Origin of the sequence: uncultured Clostridium sp. (assembly GCF_963515715.1) — a bacterium.
Taxonomy (GTDB): domain Bacteria; phylum Bacillota; class Clostridia; order Clostridiales; family Clostridiaceae; genus Clostridium_AW.
Genome location: NZ_CAUPZS010000011.1, coordinates 1 through 17,472 on the forward strand (window position 1 = coordinate 1; position 17,472 = coordinate 17,472).

At 29.8% G+C, this 17,472-nt stretch carries 18 protein-coding genes; 11 read left to right on the forward strand and 7 right to left on the reverse strand.

The window, feature by feature from the left end:
* Positions 1–74: 74 nt before the first annotated feature.
* Genes RYO54_RS09365 through RYO54_RS09375 form a run of 3 tightly spaced genes read right to left on the reverse strand, consistent with a single transcriptional unit; the run spans position 75 to position 2,045 of the window.
* On the reverse strand, positions 75–605 hold the full coding sequence (locus tag RYO54_RS09365; RefSeq protein WP_315117942.1) for a Gx transporter family protein: 531 nt from the start codon (positions 603–605) through the stop codon (positions 75–77).
* A gap of 23 nt (positions 606–628) precedes the next feature.
* Positions 629–1,021, reverse strand: coding sequence for a NusG domain II-containing protein (locus tag RYO54_RS09370; protein WP_315117943.1), 393 nt, complete (start codon positions 1,019–1,021; stop codon positions 629–631).
* Positions 1,008–2,045 carry an FAD:protein FMN transferase gene (locus RYO54_RS09375; RefSeq protein WP_315117945.1) on the reverse strand — a complete coding sequence of 346 codons (1,038 nt, stop codon included), beginning with the start codon at positions 2,043–2,045 and terminating at the stop codon, positions 1,008–1,010. Before RYO54_RS09375 ends, RYO54_RS09370 begins: the two co-directional genes overlap by 14 nt.
* 173 nt (positions 2,046–2,218) lie before the next feature.
* On the opposite strand from RYO54_RS09375, the gene RYO54_RS09380 reads away from it, so the two are divergent.
* From RYO54_RS09380 to ppaX, 4 genes are read left to right on the forward strand one after another with little or no spacing between them, the layout of a single operon-like run.
* The gene (locus RYO54_RS09380) at positions 2,219–2,875 is read left to right on the forward strand and encodes a hypothetical protein (RefSeq protein WP_315117948.1); all 657 of its coding nucleotides are present in this window, start codon (positions 2,219–2,221) and stop codon (positions 2,873–2,875) included.
* A 1-nt stretch (position 2,876) separates the two neighbouring features.
* Positions 2,877–3,563 (forward strand): hypothetical protein, encoded by a 687-nt coding sequence (locus RYO54_RS09385; RefSeq protein ID WP_315117951.1) that lies wholly within the window; start codon positions 2,877–2,879, stop codon positions 3,561–3,563.
* 20 nt (positions 3,564–3,583) lie between these two features.
* Positions 3,584–4,093, forward strand: coding sequence for an NUDIX hydrolase (locus tag RYO54_RS09390; RefSeq protein ID WP_315117953.1), 510 nt, complete (start codon positions 3,584–3,586; stop codon positions 4,091–4,093).
* 10 nt (positions 4,094–4,103) lie between these two features.
* Positions 4,104–4,751: a pyrophosphatase PpaX gene (gene ppaX, locus RYO54_RS09395; RefSeq protein WP_315117956.1), complete on the forward strand. Its 648-nt coding sequence runs from the start codon at positions 4,104–4,106 to the stop codon at positions 4,749–4,751.
* Between the two features lie 25 nt (positions 4,752–4,776).
* Here ppaX and RYO54_RS09400 read toward each other — a convergent pair whose 3' ends face one another.
* Both RYO54_RS09400 and ltaE read right to left on the reverse strand, forming a co-directional pair.
* Positions 4,777–5,844 carry a GerMN domain-containing protein gene (locus RYO54_RS09400; RefSeq protein ID WP_315117959.1) on the reverse strand — a complete coding sequence of 356 codons (1,068 nt, stop codon included), beginning with the start codon at positions 5,842–5,844 and terminating at the stop codon, positions 4,777–4,779.
* 104 nt (positions 5,845–5,948) lie between these two features.
* Entirely contained in the window at positions 5,949–6,971 is a 1,023-nt protein-coding gene (gene ltaE / locus RYO54_RS09405; RefSeq protein ID WP_315117960.1) for a low-specificity L-threonine aldolase, read from the reverse strand.
* A gap of 155 nt (positions 6,972–7,126) precedes the next feature.
* On the opposite strand from ltaE, the gene RYO54_RS09410 reads away from it, so the two are divergent.
* From RYO54_RS09410 to RYO54_RS09420, 3 genes are read left to right on the forward strand one after another with little or no spacing between them, the layout of a single operon-like run.
* Positions 7,127–9,049 carry a PrkA family serine protein kinase gene (locus tag RYO54_RS09410; RefSeq protein WP_315117963.1) on the forward strand — a complete coding sequence of 641 codons (1,923 nt, stop codon included), beginning with the start codon at positions 7,127–7,129 and terminating at the stop codon, positions 9,047–9,049.
* A gap of 4 nt (positions 9,050–9,053) precedes the next feature.
* The gene (gene yhbH, locus RYO54_RS09415) at positions 9,054–10,244 is read left to right on the forward strand and encodes a sporulation protein YhbH (RefSeq protein WP_315117966.1); all 1,191 of its coding nucleotides are present in this window, start codon (positions 9,054–9,056) and stop codon (positions 10,242–10,244) included.
* Between the two features lie 5 nt (positions 10,245–10,249).
* The gene (locus RYO54_RS09420; protein WP_315117969.1) at positions 10,250–11,449 is read left to right on the forward strand and encodes a SpoVR family protein; all 1,200 of its coding nucleotides are present in this window, start codon (positions 10,250–10,252) and stop codon (positions 11,447–11,449) included.
* A 457-nt stretch (positions 11,450–11,906) separates the two neighbouring features.
* Here the strand turns inward: RYO54_RS09420 and RYO54_RS09425 are convergent, their stop codons facing one another.
* Together RYO54_RS09425 and proB are read right to left on the reverse strand one after the other, a co-directional pair.
* Positions 11,907–13,196, reverse strand: coding sequence for a glutamate-5-semialdehyde dehydrogenase (locus RYO54_RS09425; protein WP_315117972.1), 1,290 nt, complete (start codon positions 13,194–13,196; stop codon positions 11,907–11,909).
* Between the two features lie 14 nt (positions 13,197–13,210).
* On the reverse strand, positions 13,211–14,023 hold the full coding sequence (gene proB, locus RYO54_RS09430; protein ID WP_315117975.1) for a glutamate 5-kinase: 813 nt from the start codon (positions 14,021–14,023) through the stop codon (positions 13,211–13,213).
* 149 nt (positions 14,024–14,172) lie between these two features.
* On the opposite strand from proB, the gene RYO54_RS09435 reads away from it, so the two are divergent.
* From RYO54_RS09435 to RYO54_RS09450, 4 genes are read left to right on the forward strand one after another with little or no spacing between them, the layout of a single operon-like run.
* Positions 14,173–15,210 (forward strand): C45 family autoproteolytic acyltransferase/hydolase, encoded by a 1,038-nt coding sequence (locus RYO54_RS09435; RefSeq protein WP_315117978.1) that lies wholly within the window; start codon positions 14,173–14,175, stop codon positions 15,208–15,210.
* A gap of 29 nt (positions 15,211–15,239) precedes the next feature.
* Complete coding sequence (locus RYO54_RS09440; protein ID WP_315117980.1) at positions 15,240–16,022, forward strand: histidinol phosphate phosphatase; 783 nt, start codon at positions 15,240–15,242, stop codon at positions 16,020–16,022.
* 37 nt (positions 16,023–16,059) lie between these two features.
* On the forward strand, positions 16,060–16,536 hold the full coding sequence (locus tag RYO54_RS09445) for a flavin reductase family protein (RefSeq protein WP_315118180.1): 477 nt from the start codon (positions 16,060–16,062) through the stop codon (positions 16,534–16,536).
* Between the two features lie 15 nt (positions 16,537–16,551).
* A complete protein-coding gene (locus tag RYO54_RS09450) occupies positions 16,552–17,472 on the forward strand; it encodes a hypothetical protein (protein ID WP_315117984.1) in 921 nt (306 codons plus the stop codon).

The window sequence follows — 17,472 nt, forward strand, 5'->3', positions numbered from 1 at the left end:
TAAGTGCATAATATTTTAATTAAATAATCTGTCTACTTGACAAGGGTCAGTTCATAAGTCCACGCTTTTTTATTTTAATCTAATTCTTTAAGTTTACTAATTAAAGGAACTTTTTTAACATGATTATATAAGTAGTTTGTAGTAACTCCTATAAAGTATCCTGTAATTATAGCAGATATCATTAGAACTGGTAAGTATAAATATATCCTGAAATCTTGAACTACTAAGGAAGCTACTAATAGCTGTCCTATGTTATGAAATACAGCTCCACATACACTTATGCTCCATATACTTAAGTTATCTTTAAACTTATTATACAATATAATCATGATTATGTTACTTAATAGTCCACCGGATAGGCTGTAAAAGAAGGATGACATAGTTCCTCCTAAAAAAGATCCTAATAATGTCCTTAAAATCATTATTAATATGGCTTCTTTACCGCCAAGAGTTAATAATGCAAATAGAGATATGGAGTTAGCTAGTCCTAATTTTATTCCCGGTACTCCAGCAAGTAATACTGGTAGTTGAGCTTCGATAATATATATTATTAAAGCAATACTGACTAGTAAACTAATAAATACTAATTTTTTTATATTCCTCATTACATCACCTATAAAGTAATATTTTAATAAGTAGTAGCATCGACATCCTTATTAGTCTTTTCGCCCTCAATGGCTATCATAAGCCTAAAAGGAAGGCATACTACAGTGTCTCCAACTTCTGAAATGATTCCCGTTTTTACACAAACTTGATCCGGACAATCTGCTTCAGAAATATATATTCCGTCTTTTGTTGCAACTATTTTATTATAGTGTTGTTTGTCAATTGAATATATTGTAAATTCCTCTTCTTTATCTAGATCTTTAAAATTAACTTTTTTGATAACCTTTCCATCTTGCTTAATTACCGCTATTGTATCTTCTGACTTTGTAAAATTCTTATAAAAATAAGTTCCTAAAAATCCTACTACGGTAATAATTAATATTACTGAAAAAATTAATTTATCACCTTTCTTCATAAACATACTCCTTATTAGTAATCTTTATTGAATCTTTTAATCCAGAAGTGGTATAAACCTTTTTATCTTTTGTTACAAATACAGCCTCAACATCTTTTAAGCCTTCAATTAATTTCATACCTTTATCTAATCCTAATACGAAGATAGAAGTAGATAGAGCATCCCCATCTATAGATTCCTCAGAAATTATGGTAGTAGCCATTAGTTCATTATTTGAGGGATAACCAGTTTTAGTATCCAATATATGATGATATCTTATACCATCTTTTTCAAAGAATCGTTCATAATTACCAGAGCTAACTATAGATTTATTAGAAGCTTTTAATATAGCAAAATATCCACCGCGGGTTTCTAGTGGATCCTGCACTCCGATATTCCAGTCTGAACCATCAGTTTTTTTACCCAAGGTTACTACATTTCCACCTAAGTTTATGAATGCAGTTTTAATTCCTTCTTCAGCTAATACTTCTTTAACCTTATCTGCAGCGTATCCTTTAGCAATGGCACCTAAGTCTATTCCTTGCCCATTTCTTTTTAGTTTGATAGATTCATTTTTTTCATCTATTTCTATATCCTTATAATTAATTAAACTCAATTTTTCTTTAATCTCTTTTTCTGATGGAACTCTTGCATGATCCGTTCCGATACCCCAAATATTAACTAAGGGCCCTACAGTTACATCAAATGCACCTTCTGATAAAGATGAGTAGTATAGTGACTTTTTGATTACATTTAAAGTATCATCACTAACTTTTACATAGTTTTTACCCGAATTTGAATTTATTTGAGAAACTTCACTATTTGGCTTATTTGGTGACATCAAGTCATCTATACTTGATATTACATCCATAGCTCTATTAGTTGCTTTTTCAGCATTTTCCCCATATACTTTAAGCTCCACAATGGTACCTAATAGGTAATTTTCCCTTGTAACATAAGGTTCTTCCTTTGCTACTTTTTGACCACAAGAGGTCAATAATAAAAAACTTGACAGTATTATTCCTAAAACGCTTTTTTTATTCATTTGCTTCCCACCTTATGCAATATGTTGTATTATAAACCGTAAACATTACTATTATAACATAATATATAGTATATTAAATGTAAATGGATAGATTTTAATAAAATTTTTACTGGTCATTAAAGATAGTACATTATATAATGTTAATGTTAACCAAAGAATAAGGAGTGAAATACATGAGTGATAAAAAAATTGAACTTAAAGAATATGCAAAAATCATCAATGACAAATATAAAGTTAATATTGATGATAATAATTATGTGGATATCCTTTTAGGAGAATTGTCATATTCAACATATCTAAGCGAGTATTTTAAGGAGTATATAGATAAAAATAAAGAAAAATTGTCTTTAGAGTGGGCATATTTGATGTTTTTATTTATAAACAGTGTGAAAGAAAAAAATGCTACTTTTGTTGTAGAGTATTCTAAAAAGTTAAAAAGATATTCTGATAATTATTATGTAGAATACATATTGGCTGATATTAATTTAATGTTCTATGGAGATATTTTTAAAAGCAAGGATGGATTTAAAAAAGCTTTAGAATTAAGGGAGAATGATGCAAACTCCTATTATTCCTTAGGTTTTATATATAATCTTTTGGGTTTATTTGATAAATCATTAGATTATTATAATAAAGCTGTATATTATTGTAATAATTCTATAAATCCAAAAGATATTAAGCTTAATTCTTTATATAATATAGCAGTTTATTACATAACAGTGAACAAAGACATTGATAGAGGAGAAGAGGTATTAAACGCCTTATTAGAAGAAGAACCAAATCATGAAAAAGCTATAGAAACACTAAAGAGGATAAAAGGAGAAATATAAGATGATTATAAATAAAAAAGATAATAATGTGTGGTTTCCCACACAATTAGCGGCTGTAAAGCTGTTTTTGATTCAAATAGAGTGCTCTATAAATGAAAGTTATAAAGAGCTTGAAGGAAAGACTCTTTATGAATATACAATAATAAATAAAAATGAGTCTGGTGTGTTAAAAGTACTTCCAGGGTTAAGAAACTCACCTATACTAGAAGAGTATAAAAAAATGTTGCCACTGGATAATATGGAGTTTTTATATCAATCAGTTTATAAAAAAACTGGAGGACTATTAAATATACTACATGGTGAAATAAAAGAAACTATGGATAATCAATTAAAAAAATTAAAGAGTGATAAGGACATGAACAAGGCAATAAATGAATGGAAAAATATTGAATCGGAACTTTGGAGTGGATTGCCTCCTAAATTAGTTTGGGCAGGTGGAGGTAAAGTAGAAAGAGAATTGATATTTGATTTTTGTAATAAGCTTACTAATATTATGGGAAATCAAAAATTTTATTCTCAAGGAAGTGCGATAATTAAATCCATGGAATATTTAAGAGCTTGGCAATTAACGCAAAACCCAATTTGCAATGATACTCCAATGAATGCTATTATTAAAGAAAGAGAAGAAATATATGATAAAAAAGTTCAAATTTTAAAAGATATGAATATTGAATGTGACTTTTTTTAAAAGGACAATGGAGGGTTGATATGGAAGGTAAGCTATTATATGATGGATGGTTAAAGCTATTTAAAAGAAGAGTAGGGGAAAGAGAGTATGAAATAGTAAAAAACCATGATGCAGTATCAGCACTAGTGATAAATGAATTTGATGAAATACTTTTAGTGAAACAATTTAGACCTGCTATAATGAAGGAAACTTTAGAAATACCGGCAGGGATTATTGATGTAGAAGGAGAAAGTATAGAAGATTGTTTAATAAGGGAATTATGGGAAGAAGCTGCGCTAGTGGTAGAGAAAAATCATATATCTAAAATCATAAGCTATAAACCTATATTAGGCTTTAGTTCAAGTACTATGAATATGTTTAAAGTAAAAATAAACAAAGCTTCCTTTATACCCGAAAATATAAAAGATGAAGATGTATTAGGCGGTCAATGGATTAGTATTGATGACTTAGAAGATTTAATAGAGAAAGAATTAATAGTGGATGACAAAACCATAATGGCCTTTTATTATTTTAAGAGTTTAAATACTTAAGGAGGATTTCATGATTAAAGCTATATTATTTGATTTAGATGGGACCTTAATTAACACTAATGATTTAATTTTGGAGACCTTTAAATATGTGTTTAAAAACCATCTAAATATAGAAGTTGATGATAGTGAGATAATTAATACCTTTGGCGAACCTTTAATGGACGTATTACAAAGATATGGTAAAGATAAATCAGAGGAATTATTTCAAGCTTATATAGCTCATAATGAAGAAATACATGATGAGTTAGCAAAGTCTATAGAGGGAGTAGAGGATGGATTAAAGCTCCTTAAAGAGGCTGGATTGAAGATAGGGGTAGTTACATCTAAAAGAAGAAGAGGTGCTATTCGAGGATTAAGATTATTCGATTTAGAAAAATTTATGGAAGTCATAATAACTCCAGAGGATACTGAAAAACATAAACCGCATGGAGAACCTGTATTAAAGGCTTGTGAAATATTAGGTATTTCGCCTGAAAATGCCATAATGGTAGGAGATAGTCACAACGACATATTATGTGGACAAGATGCTGGTGCAAAAACTTGCTTGGTAAAATATACAGCTCTTTCTGTAGAGGATATTTTAAAGCACAGTCCTGATTATGTGGTGGATTCAGTAGTAGATATTTATAATATAGTTAAAGATAAAAAAATCTGTTGAGAAAACTCAACAGATTTTTTTAGTACTATTTTTTATATTCTTTCACATTTTCATAATCGACCTTTATAGGCTCATTTTCTTTCATAGATATATGTCCAGAAGAATATGGTTTATCATCTAAAGTAATTGTAGTTTTATCTACATTGTAGTAGTTTCCTAGCGTATTGGTTATGCATTTTAATAAAGCCATTTCATAACCGGAACCAGCGTTCATTTCCTTAACAAAGTTACTGGATAAGTCTATTTTAGCGGTATTTGTGTTGCTATCTAGATATATTTTATTAATTGAGACCTTATCTCCAATTAATTTGGTGATATTTGCATTTAAGTTTTCCTTAAACTCTTTCTCAAAAGCGGCTTTAACATCATCATTTGTATTAAACTTTAATGTTTTATTAATAAAATATATTTTATCTTCAGCGTAATCAGAGTAATAGAATTTTACTGTTTGAGTTACTGGAGCATTTTCTTCTATGGATTCTAAAGTTGTAATGACTTCTAAGTCCTTTGCTTTATATATACTTTTTATCAATCCTTTGTTTAATACATAGTAGTCATAAGAAGTATAATCTGCATTTTCTGTTGTAACTTCTAGTGCTTTAAACTTTCCGGCAGGGGTTTCTACTTCTTTTTCTATATCAGAAACAAATCTTTTACTTCCATTTGGCAGTGACCAAGTTGTTCCTTTTATTAAAGGTTCCTTTAATAAAATTTCATAATTTTTATTTTCTATATCAATTATACTATCTCTATGATAATATTCTTCCTTAGAAGTTATAAGTCTTAGTTCTCCATCTTTTATCTCCAAAACCTGGGCTGAAGTAGTGCCAGGATTAACTACTCTTAGCTGAACTTTATTGCCTCTTATATAGTCAGTAAATACTGTCTTTTCAGCAAATTCGCTTCCAATACCTTTATATTTTATTTTGATATTTTCTTTAAATGGGTAGTAGTCTTTAATAGTGTAAGCAATATTTCCTTTATCTGAGGTTTCAGGTTTTTTATTATCACCACTATTCTTCCCTTTACCACAGCCAACTAACAATAAAGCTGGTATTAAAAGAATGGCTAGAAATTTTTTCGCGTTTTTCATAGTAATTAACCTCCTTATATTAGATAGTACGATAATTTAGAAATATAGTTATATTTTATATTGGAAAGTAAATATGGACAGCTATACGGCTATCCATATTTACTTTATGATAATATACTTTTTAAACTATTTATTATATAATCTATATTTTCTCTTGAAATCCAGTAATGAACTACGAATCTCCATTCACCATTTTCTGTAGGATTTATCTTTATCCCTCTTTGGAGCATTTCACTGACAATAATATTATCATCCAAAGCTGTATCTATGGTAAAGAATACCATGTTTATATGAATATCGTCAAGCCTTACTTTTACTCCTGGTATCTTTGATAGTTCTTCACCTAAATATAGTGCATTTTCATGATCCTGTTTTAAATTTCCTATCATATGGTTTAAAGCAACTAATCCAGCTGAAGCTAATATACCTGATTGCCTTAAACCGCCTCCCATAAGTTTTCTCTTTTTTCGAGCCTTATCTATAAATTCTTTACTACCTGCCAATATAGAGCCCACTGGAGCACATAATCCTTTTGATAGAGCAAACATAACGGAATCACAATGTTTAGTGATTTCACAGGCTTCAACCTTTAAATATGTAGCTGCATTAAATAGTCTTGCGCCATCTAAATGTACAGGTATATTGTGAGTATTAGCTATATTATAAATTTCTTTCATATTTTCTAATGAAATTACATTGCCATTTGAATATGCATTTTCAACACATATTAGTCCTGTTTCAGGGAAATGAATATCTATTCCTCTAATTCTTTTTTCTATTTCCTTTGGATCTAATTGTCCTTTATCAGTTTTTATAGGTCTTAATTGTACTCCTGCAATGACAGAAGCGGCTCCTACCTCATGCATTATTATGTGACAATCCTCACCTAATATAACTTCATTTCCTCTTTGACAGTGAGTAAATAATGCCAACTGATTACCAAAAGTACCGCTAGGAACAAATAAAGCCGCTTCCTTTCCGGTAATTTTAGCAGATAATTTTTCTAACTGGTTTACTGTAGGGTCATCCCCATAAACATCATCCCCAACTTCTGCTTCAAACATTGCTTTTCGCATAGCTTCCGTTGGTTGAGTTACAGTATCGCTTCTTAAATCAATAAATTTCATAATAACATCCCCTTTATAAAACATGTTAATTTTATTATAATCCCAAATAGGTGTAAATTTAAAGGATAAAATTGATTTGTTCTAAATTATGTAAAAATATAATATAAATACAATAAAAATATAAGGGGATATTATGAACATCTATGGAGGTAAATATGAATTTTAAAGAGTTAATAGAAATAGATAGAAAAAAAAGAAGGACTGAAGATTTCCAGTGCGATTTTTTAGACTATCTAGAAATAGTAAAAAGTAATCCTGACATATGTAAGCTATCCCATAAAAGAATTTACGATATCATTCTAGAAGATGGATTTGAAATATTAGACACTGATGAGAATTTAAGATTAAAAAGAATCTATGGAAATGAAGTGGTGAAGAATTACAATTTTTTTAATAAGGATTTCTTTGGTATAAATAAAACATTGATGAAGATCATGAATTATTTTTACTCAGCCTCTATGAAAGGAGAAGAGTCAAGGCAAGTATTATATTTAGTAGGACCTGTAGGCTCTGGGAAATCCTCTATAGTTGAATGTATTAAAAAAGCTTTAGAAAAAAGTGAGGATGTTTATGTGCTAAAAGGATGTCCCATGAGAGAAGAACCCCTACATTTAATTCCTAAGCATTTAAGGGGAAAATTTGAGGAAATATTAGGGGTGAAAATAGAGGGAGACTTATGTCCGGTCTGTAGATATAGATTAAAAGAAGAATATAATGGGGAATACGAAAAATTTATAGTGGAAAAATCCAGTTTTTCTATTAGATCGAGAAAAGGTATAGGAGTGGTTCCACCTGTAGATCCAAATAATCAGGATGCATCTGTATTAGTAGGGGCTGTAGATATATCAAAAATGGATTTATATTCAGAAGATGATCCAAGAGTTCTTTCACTAAATGGAGCTTTCAATGTGAGCAATAGAGGATTAGTTGAATTTATAGAAGTCTTCAAAAATGATGTGGAATATCTTCATGCAATAATAACAGCTACTCAAGAAAAGTCTATTCCATCTCCAGGAAAAGTAGCAATGATATATTTTGATGGGGTAATTATGGCCCATTCTAATGAGGCGGAATGGAATAAATTTAAAGGAGATCATACCAATGAAGCTATATTAGATAGAATAGTAAAAATAGAAGTGCCCTATTGTTTAGAATTAAATGAAGAGAAAAAAATATATGAAAAAATATTAAATAGTAGCAATTTTAATGTTCATATAGCACCACATACTATAGATGTTGCAGCTATGTTTGCTATTTTAACTAGATTATCTCCATCTCTGAAAGTAGATTTATTAACTAAACTTAGAATATACAATGGGGAAGATATCATTGATAGGGGCGGAACAAAGAAAATTGATATTTTAGAATTAAAAGATGAAAGTGATATTAAAGAAGGAATGAGTGGAATATCCACAAGATTTATTATAAAAGCTATAGATAATGCTATATGCGAGTGTAAGAATAGTTGTATTAACCCTTTGAGTATTATGGAGAGTTTAATAAAGTCTATAAAAGATTTGGACATACCAGAGGAAGATAAGAAAAAATATCTTTCCTTTATACAAGATATAATTAGAAAAGAATATAACAGAATATTAGAGAATGAAATTAACATGGCTTTTATACAAGGGTTTAAGGAAGGGGCAGAAACACTTTTCAATAATTATCTAGATAATGCAGAAGCCTATGTAAATAATACTAAAATGAAAGATAGTATAACAGGAGAGGAATTGGAACTTGATGAAAAATTTATGAGAAGTATAGAAGAGAAAATTGGAATATCAGAAAGCTCTTCTAAAGGATTTAGAAGGGATGTAACTTCGTACATGCTATATTTGTTAAGAAAGGGAGGGAAAATAGATTACACTTGCTATGAGCCATTAAAAGAGGCAATAGAAAAGAAATTAACTTTTTCAGCAAGGGAAATTTCTAGGATAATAACCAAATCGAGAATCAGAGATAAAGAACAAAATGAAAAATATAATAATATGCTCAAGGAAATGGAGCAGAATGGATACTGTCCTCATTGTTGTGAAATGATATTGAATTATGCCGCTAATAATCTATGGAAGGATTGACTTTATGGCAGTAATTAGAGTGTATAATGGAATTCCTTATGATAGAGCTGAAGAGGACAGGAAAAGACATCAAAAGCTTATAGAGGAGAGTATAAAAAAAAATTTAGTGGATATTTTATCAGAGGAAAGTTTAATTGGTGACAGTTATAATAATAAAAAGATAAAAGTTCCTATTAAGGGTATTAAAGAATATGGTTTTGTATTTGGAAAGAACATTTCAACTATAGGTTGTGGCGATGGTGATGAATTAAAAGGTGAAAAAATCCCCCTAGAAAATAATGATAGCGCTAAAGGAAATAGTGGAGCCGGAAATAGGGAAGGGGAAGATATTTTTGAAACGGAAATAACTTTAGAAGAGGTTTTAGGATATGTATATGATCAGTTGAAGTTGCCATATCTTAAGAATAAAAAAAAATCCAAAATAATTGGACAGTCTCGTAAAAAGAAAAGTGGTTTTCAAAGGGAAGGAATTCCTCCAAGACTGTCAAAAAAAAGAACGGTAATTGAGAAGATAAAAAGAAAGCAAGCTATGAAGAGAGGATTAAAAGAGATTGGGAAATATAGTATAAATAGCACAATACCTAGATTTTCGTTTAAAAAGGAAGACTTAAGATATTTTAGAATCAAAAATGATAAAGGAAAAGAATATAATGCCGTTGTCATATGCATTATGGATACCTCAGCTTCTATGGATCAAACTAAAAAATATTTAGCCCGTTCTTTCTTTTATATGATTTACAATTTTATAAAAAGTAAATATGAAAGCGCTGATTTAGTATTTATATCCCATTCTACTACTGCTAAAATTGTGACAGAAGAAGAATTTTTTCATAAAGTTGAATCCGGTGGTACCTATATATCTAGTGGATATAAAAAGGCATTGGAATTGATTAGTCAAAAGTATCCTGAAGATAGTTATAATATATATGCTTTCCATGCCACAGATGGGGATAATTGGAGTGAGGATAATGAAAGAGCTGTACAGTCAGCAATAAAATTATGTGAGACTTGTAATTTATTTGGATATGCTGAAATCATGACTTATGGATATGCAAGTAGTATTAAAAAAAAGTATCTACACGAAATTAATAAAAAAAATTTTATTGCAGTATCCATGCAAAAAAAGGAGGACCTTTGGGAGGCACTTAAAGAGATGTTTAAAGTAGAGTTGAATATAGAAGAAGAGAGGGGATGAGGATATTGCAATATACAATGAAAGAGTTGGAATATTGGAACAATAAGATTGAGAGTAAGGTTGAAGAATTTGGACTTAATTGTTATCCTCAAGAATTTGAAATTGTAGACTATAATAATATGCTTTCATATCAAGTATATTTGGGCATGCCCTCCATGTATCCACATTGGAGTTTTGGGAAAAACTACGATAAGTTAAAAACCCTTTATAGGCATAACTTAATTGGATTACCGTATGAAATTGTTATAAATTCAAACCCTTGCACTTCTTATCTCTTAAGAGAAAATAGTTTATTAATGCAAATACTTACAATGGCACATGTTTATGGTCATAATGATTTTTTTAAAAACAATAGATTGTATATAGAAAATACAATATCTGAAGACACCTTTGAAATATTTAAAAGTCATAGAGATAAAATTAGAGGTTATATAGATGAGTTTGGCAAGGAAGAAGTTGAGAAAATATTAGATGCAGTTCATTCTATAAAGTTTCAAATAGATTTACTAAAATTTATTAAAGAAAATGGGGAAATGGATTCATGGCAAAGAGATATTTTATGTATTGTAATGGAACAAAGCAAATACTTTATTCCTCAAATAGAAACAAAAATAATGAATGAAGGATGGGCGAGCTTTTGGCATTATAAAATACTAAAAAATATGGAACTTCCTCAAGGTTTATATTTAGAGTTTCTAGATAGGCATAATGCAGTGGTGGCACCCAATAAAGAAAGAATAAATCCATATTATTTAGGTTTTGAAATATTTACTAAATTAGAAGAACAGTATGGAATGGATAAATTATTCGAAGTAAGAGCGGTTGAAAGGGATGAATCTTTTATAAGAAGGTATTTAAGTAAAGAACTATGCGCAGAGATGAATTTATTTCAATATACAATAGATGAAAAAACTTTTATAATAGAGGAAATATCAGATGAAGAAGGATATAAAACTATAAAAGATACCTTTTGTAAGTCTGTTGGAATGGGAAGTATACCTTTTATAGAATTAAAGGATATTAGAAATAAAACCTTGGTATTGGAACATAAGTATGATGGCAGGGAACTAGATTTAAATTATGCAGGAGAAACTTTAAAACATATAGTATCTCTTTGGAAGCATAAAGTAATATTAAAGACTAAATTAAATGAAAAGCCAATTGAAGTGATATGCAGTAAGGATAAGGAAATTAGTTATGTTTGATTGAATAAAAATGCCATACAATGCTTACTATGCTAGTTCGCTGCAATAAGAACTTCTAAAATTTATTTTATAAAAATTCCTAATGCTGACAAACTCCCTTTGGTCAAACATGTACAGCATCTTAACGGTATTTTAAAAAATAAATTAAGAATTTCTAGATTTTGCTCAAATGCATAGGGCGCATTATATAGCATTTTTAAGTTTTACACAATGCATCTCAGTTCCCATTTTAGCATACTAAATATATCTTTGTAAAAATTTATAAGTAAGAAACTAATTTGTTATTAACTAATTCTGAAAATATATTTGCAAAACATAAAAGAGCTAAGTATGTAGTGAAATAGCGACTTTTTATTGGAGCGGCTTCACTACGTACTTAGCTCTCTATTTCGTACAACAAATTATCTCTGTGGAAAATTACAATTGTGAAAATAATTTTCAATGCGTATTAATTCTACTAGTTTCTAATCTGTCCATCTCCATACACAATATATTTAAATGTAGTTAATTGCTCCACTCCCATTGGACCACGGGCATGTAACTTTTGTGTGCTTATTCCAATTTCAGCTCCAAACCCAAATTGAGAGCCATCAGTAAATCTTGTGGAAGCATTTATATATACTGCAGCGGCATCTACCTCATTTAAGAATTTCTCAGAGTTAAAATAATCTTTTGTTATTATAGATTCTGAATGTTTTGTTCCATGCAGGTAAATATGTTCAATTGCTTCTTCTGTGGAATGCACTACTTTAACTGCAAGAATATAGTTTGAATATTCCTCATCCCAGTCTTCTATTGTGGCATCTTTTATATAGTTAAAAATTTCTTTATCTTTTATGGTGTGTAGCAATATTTTCTTGCTATCCTCACAAACCCTTAGTTCTACTTTATGTTTATATAGCTCATTAGCTATATAAGGTAAAAACTTTTCTGCAATGTTTTGGTGAATTAATATGGTCTCTACTGCATTACATACTCCAGGTCTTTGGGTTTTTGCGTTAACTATAATATCCTTAGCCATAGTCATATCTGCTGTCTCATCTACGAAGATGTGACAATTTCCAATTCCAGTTTCAATTACAGGTACTGTGGCATTGGTCACCACTGTTTTAATTAATCCTTTGCCACCACGTGGAATTAGGACATCTATATATTCATTAAGTTTTAGCATAATATTTACCGCTTCTCTGTCTGTAGTTTCTATTAATTCAATGGTTCCTTCTGGAAGACCACATTGTATGCATGAATCTTTAAGAATTTGAGCTATACACTTGTTGGTATTTATAGCTTCAGATCCTCCTCTTAAAATAACTGCATTTCCTGATTTTAAGCATAGGCCTGCTGCATCTACAGTGACATTAGGTCTAGCTTCATAGATTATGCCTAAAACTCCAAGAGGTACCCTTTTTTGGCCTATTCTTATGCCATTAGGTCTTTTCCACATTTTAATAACCTCTCCAACTGGATCAGGTAAATCTGCTACTTCTCTAAGCCCTTGTGCCATATCTATGATTCTTTTTTCATTGATGAGAAGTCTATCTAAAAGAGCTTTGCTTAACCCTTTTTCCTTGCCTTTTTCCATATCTATTTTATTAGCCTCAATTATAGATTGAGAATTGTTAACCAAATTTTCCGCCATGTGAGTCAATGCTTTGTTTTTAGCATTTGAATCTAAAACTGAAAGAATCTTAGAAGCCTTTTTAGCATTTTTACCTTTGGCTACTATATAATCCATTAAACTTTCCATGTTTAAGCCTCCTATTATAAATTAGATTTAAACCAGGTACCTATATTTTTCCCATGGAGTACATCTCTTAGGTTTTTAGCATCTTCACCATTGATTATCACCATTGAGATACCTGATGTGGTAGCAATTTTTGCTGCATTAATTTTTGTGGCCATTCCTCCAGTACCTAAGTCGCTACCAGCGCCACCAGCACAAGCAACTACTTCCTCTGTTATTTCTTCTATAAAGTAAAGTATTTTTGCATCAGAATTTATTCTAGGATCACAATTATAAAGACCATCTATATCAGACATAAGAATTAAAAGTTCTGCATCTACTAATTGAGCGACATAAGCAGAAAGAGTATCATTATCTCCAACCTTTATTTCGTCCACTACAACCGCATCATTTTCATTTATTATTGGTATAACTCTTTGTTCTAATAAAGATGAAAATGTATTATGAGCATTATTTTTTCTAACATCATCAGTCATATCCTCTTTTGTTAAGAGTATCTGTCCAACGGTTTTTCCGTATTCAGAGAATAATTTTTCATACATGTGCATAAGTATTCCTTGCCCTACTGCAGCAGCAGCCTGCTTTTCAGGGATGGTTTTTGGTCTTTCCTGTAATCCTAGTTTTCCCATACCTGCACCAATAGCACCTGAAGTAACCAATACTACATTATATCCTATATTATGAAGATCAGATAATTGTCTTACTAGACCTTCCATATGATTTAAATTAAGAAGTCCATTGCTATAAGTAAGGGTGGATGATCCAACTTTAACAACTATAGTTTTTACTTTTTCAAGGTACTGCGATCTCTTGTTATTCAAGTTATCCATGTTATTAGCCCCCTCATAAAATAAATTTTATGTATATTATACTACAGATTAATGCATATAAAAATTCATTTTATTCTTTTTTGTATTATAATATAATTTATAAACACTTAATTTACATTGGAATGACTAGCAATGAGAGGAGAATTGTTTTGGGAAATAAGATTAAATTTATAGAGGCAAAGGGGAATCCTTATGAAAGAGGCTGGATTTCTGGAGTGGGATTAAAAGAGGCAATAAATAGCTCTATTAAAAATTATGTACATTTGCTTAATAATGAGGATTTAATGAAGAAATCTGCTTATATTAAAGAAATTACTAAGGAAAGATTTTCAGATTATATATTAGAAATAGAAGGAAGAGCAGAGGGTGCAGGGGTAGACAAAGATTTATATTTTTTAATGATGTGTGCCGAGCTTTTAAATGAAGGGGTAGGTTGCACAACTTTGGTTTGCAAAAGAAAAGATGGTACAATATTATTAGGGCATAATGAAGATGATAGCTATAATCCAGGGAATTCAGCATTAACAAAATGCTGGAATGATAAGGAATGGTTTGTAACCTATGATTATTGTAATATGCCTTTTGGAAATGCTTTTAGTTTTAATAACTATGGTATAATCAAGACAATAAACTACTGTTATAGCGAAGAGGTTTCCATAACAGGTATACCAAGATACTTTTTACAAAGATATATAAGCGAGGCAAAAAGTTTAGAGGACTTTGTTAATAGGTGCAATATTGAAAATAGAGGTTCTGGTTTTCATGCAGTAGCTTTAGATATAAATAAAAATCAATGTATATCTGTAGAGGTTACTCATAAGGATATAAGTGTAAAAGAGATTGATGATTATTATGTACATACAAATCATTATATACATCAATCAATATCCAATAGGGAAAAAATAACTGGAGAGGGAAGCACTTCCCCTTTTAGGCTTGAAAAAGGAAAAGAGCTACTAAAGAAAAAAATAAATGAGAAAGGCAATGAGATATTAAGTGAGGATTTTGTAAATATATTAGATTATAGGGGAAAAAATTATGAAGACTCTATACTAGGCATAGAAAATGAACCTAATTTTACTTGCTCCAGGATAGTTTTTGACACAAGGATAAGTGATAAAGTTTTACTGCAACTTTTCCATACCAAAGAAAAACATTATCAAAATTATGAAGACTTTAATATATAAGATTATTAGATAAAATTTAGGAGGTAAAAATGTTCGATTGTCATGTTCATACGGAATTTTCATCAGATTGTAAAATGAAAATAGAAGAAGTAATAAAGGAAACGCAAAATAATAATTTAGGAGTAATTTTAACTGAGCATTTAGATTTAAATTTCCCACAAGAAGGAGATTTTATATTTGATATAGATCAATATTTTAAAGAATATAGTAAATATAGGGGAGACAAACTATTACTCGGAGTAGAATTAGGGATGAGAATGGATTGCGTAATGGAGAATGAAGAGATAGCTAAAATCCATCCTTTTGATTATGTTATAGGGTCAGTTCATTTAGTTAAAGACGGAAGTGATTATTACGATATTTTTGGAAATGAATTATATGAAGGCAAAAAAAAGGAAGAGGTATATAGTAATTACCTCAATCATATGTATAATTGCATAAAGGAGCATACCTTTATAGATTCTCTTGGACATATTGATTTCATGTGTAGATATTCCCCTTATGAGGATAGAGAAATTTACTATGAAAATCATAGAGAAATCATAGATAATATCTTTAAACTATTAGTGGAAAGAGAAACGGCTCTAGAAATAAATACTAGAAGATTTGGAGATAAAAAAGCTGTAAAAAACTTAATGAATTTATATGGGAAATTTAGAGAATTAGGTGGTAAGTATGTTACTATAGGTTCTGACGCCCATGTAAACAAAAATATAGGTAATTATTTCTTAGATGCATTTGAGTTAGCGGAAAATTGTAAATTAAAGCCTATATATTTTAGGAATAGAAAAAAAGAATACATGAAATATTAAAGGGGAGGAATAAGCTGTGAAAGACTTTACTAGTGTAATGGGGAAGGCAATAGAGGTAATAAGAGATAAGGGAGCTTTTTTAACTGTAAAAGATGGTGACAAGGTTAACACAATGACTATAGGATGGGCTAATATAGGATATCAATGGAAAAAGCCAATATTAACTGTATTAGTAAGAAAGTCAAGATATAGTTATGAATTGATAGAAAACACTGAGGAATTTACAGTAAGCATGCCTTTGAATGTAGACTTAAAAAAAGAATTAACTATTTGCGGGAGTAAATCAGGAAGAGATATAGATAAGTTTAAGGAGTGCAATTTAGTTCTCGAAGAAGGAAAGAAAACTACTACACCAATTATAGGTAACTGTGACATGCATTTTGAATGTAAAATAGTATATAAACAAGAAATGGAACCCTCCTTACTTTGTGATGAAATCAAAGATGGAGCATATAAGAATGGAGATTACCATGTACTATATTATGGAGAAATATTAGATTGGTACATTGATTAAAAGGAAGTAGATGTTATGGGGTTGCTTAAGAAGGTAAATATAATAAATAAATTAGCTTATAGTAAAGCTAAAGAAAAGGTTAAATATGAATATCTATCTAGAAAAGCTAAAAAAAATAATGAAAAAATATCAAAAGAATTAATTCAAGCAGAAGAGAGAAATAAAAGAGAAGCTTACTTAAATGAGCTGAAAAATGAAATAACCACATCTAAAAAGAGTAGAGCTGAAAGTAATAAAAATCTATCAATAATAGAAAGAGCACAAAAAGAATTTAAAAGTATACCAGTAATATCAGTAGTTGATGATATGGTTGAGGGAGCATCGCAAATTGAAAAAATTAAAGATATGGTAGAAAATAACCCTAAGGATCCTTTATCTTGGTTAATATTAGCGGAATGTATTAAATATTATAAAAGAATGTACCTTTTTCTAAACTTAGCTAAGGCTCCCATAGACCCTTTAGGAACTGCAATGGATATAGGAATTGAGTTTGGCGGAGAAGTAGTTGAAAGTACATTAGATAAAAATAAATGGACATATAAAAGAGCACTTTTAAAGAGTATAAATATTGGGCTAAGAAGTGGATTGAAAGATGAGAAGACTTTAGTGTGCATAGGTAGAAGCGCTCAACTTATTGCTTTGTGGACAAAAGATCCTGCGGAAAGGGATAATTATTTAATACTTTCACAAAAATATTTAAGTGAAGCTTTAAAAATTGCATCCCCTAATTGTAAAAATGAAATATTATATTATTTAGGTTTATTGGACAAAAATAAAGTTAAAAGATTTAAGTATTCATATAAAAATAATAAAATTAAGGCAATTATAAATGGTGGATCCAATGTTGCCATAAGCCAAGGAAGTAAAATGGTTAATACCATTGAAAAACTACTTGATAATACCTTAGATAAGCTAATTAAGGAGAGGAAATTATAA

Excerpts from the sequence above, each read along its gene's own strand:
- RYO54_RS09370 (WP_315117943.1), bottom strand. The coding sequence starts at position 1,021 with ATGAAGAAAGGTGATAAATTAATTTTTTCAGTAATATTAATTATTACC.
- RYO54_RS09385 (WP_315117951.1), top strand. The coding sequence starts at position 2,877 with ATGATTATAAATAAAAAAGATAATAATGTGTGGTTTCCCACACAATTA.
- RYO54_RS09425 (WP_315117972.1), bottom strand. The coding sequence starts at position 13,196 with ATGGAAAGTTTAATGGATTATATAGTAGCCAAAGGTAAAAATGCTAAA.
- RYO54_RS09400 (WP_315117959.1), bottom strand. The coding sequence starts at position 5,844 with ATGAAAAACGCGAAAAAATTTCTAGCCATTCTTTTAATACCAGCTTTA.
- ppaX (WP_315117956.1), top strand. The coding sequence starts at position 4,104 with ATGATTAAAGCTATATTATTTGATTTAGATGGGACCTTAATTAACACT.
- RYO54_RS09390 (WP_315117953.1), top strand. The coding sequence starts at position 3,584 with ATGGAAGGTAAGCTATTATATGATGGATGGTTAAAGCTATTTAAAAGA.
- RYO54_RS09375 (WP_315117945.1), bottom strand. The coding sequence starts at position 2,045 with ATGAATAAAAAAAGCGTTTTAGGAATAATACTGTCAAGTTTTTTATTA.
- RYO54_RS09380 (WP_315117948.1), top strand. The coding sequence starts at position 2,219 with ATGAGTGATAAAAAAATTGAACTTAAAGAATATGCAAAAATCATCAAT.
- proB (WP_315117975.1), bottom strand. The coding sequence starts at position 14,023 with ATGGATAACTTGAATAACAAGAGATCGCAGTACCTTGAAAAAGTAAAA.
- RYO54_RS09365 (WP_315117942.1), bottom strand. The coding sequence starts at position 605 with ATGAGGAATATAAAAAAATTAGTATTTATTAGTTTACTAGTCAGTATT.
- ltaE (WP_315117960.1), bottom strand. The coding sequence starts at position 6,971 with ATGAAATTTATTGATTTAAGAAGCGATACTGTAACTCAACCAACGGAA.
- yhbH (WP_315117966.1), top strand. The coding sequence starts at position 9,054 with ATGGCAGTAATTAGAGTGTATAATGGAATTCCTTATGATAGAGCTGAA.
- RYO54_RS09450 (WP_315117984.1), top strand. The coding sequence starts at position 16,552 with ATGGGGTTGCTTAAGAAGGTAAATATAATAAATAAATTAGCTTATAGT.
- RYO54_RS09440 (WP_315117980.1), top strand. The coding sequence starts at position 15,240 with ATGTTCGATTGTCATGTTCATACGGAATTTTCATCAGATTGTAAAATG.
- RYO54_RS09445 (WP_315118180.1), top strand. The coding sequence starts at position 16,060 with ATGGGGAAGGCAATAGAGGTAATAAGAGATAAGGGAGCTTTTTTAACT.
- RYO54_RS09410 (WP_315117963.1), top strand. The coding sequence starts at position 7,127 with ATGAATTTTAAAGAGTTAATAGAAATAGATAGAAAAAAAAGAAGGACT.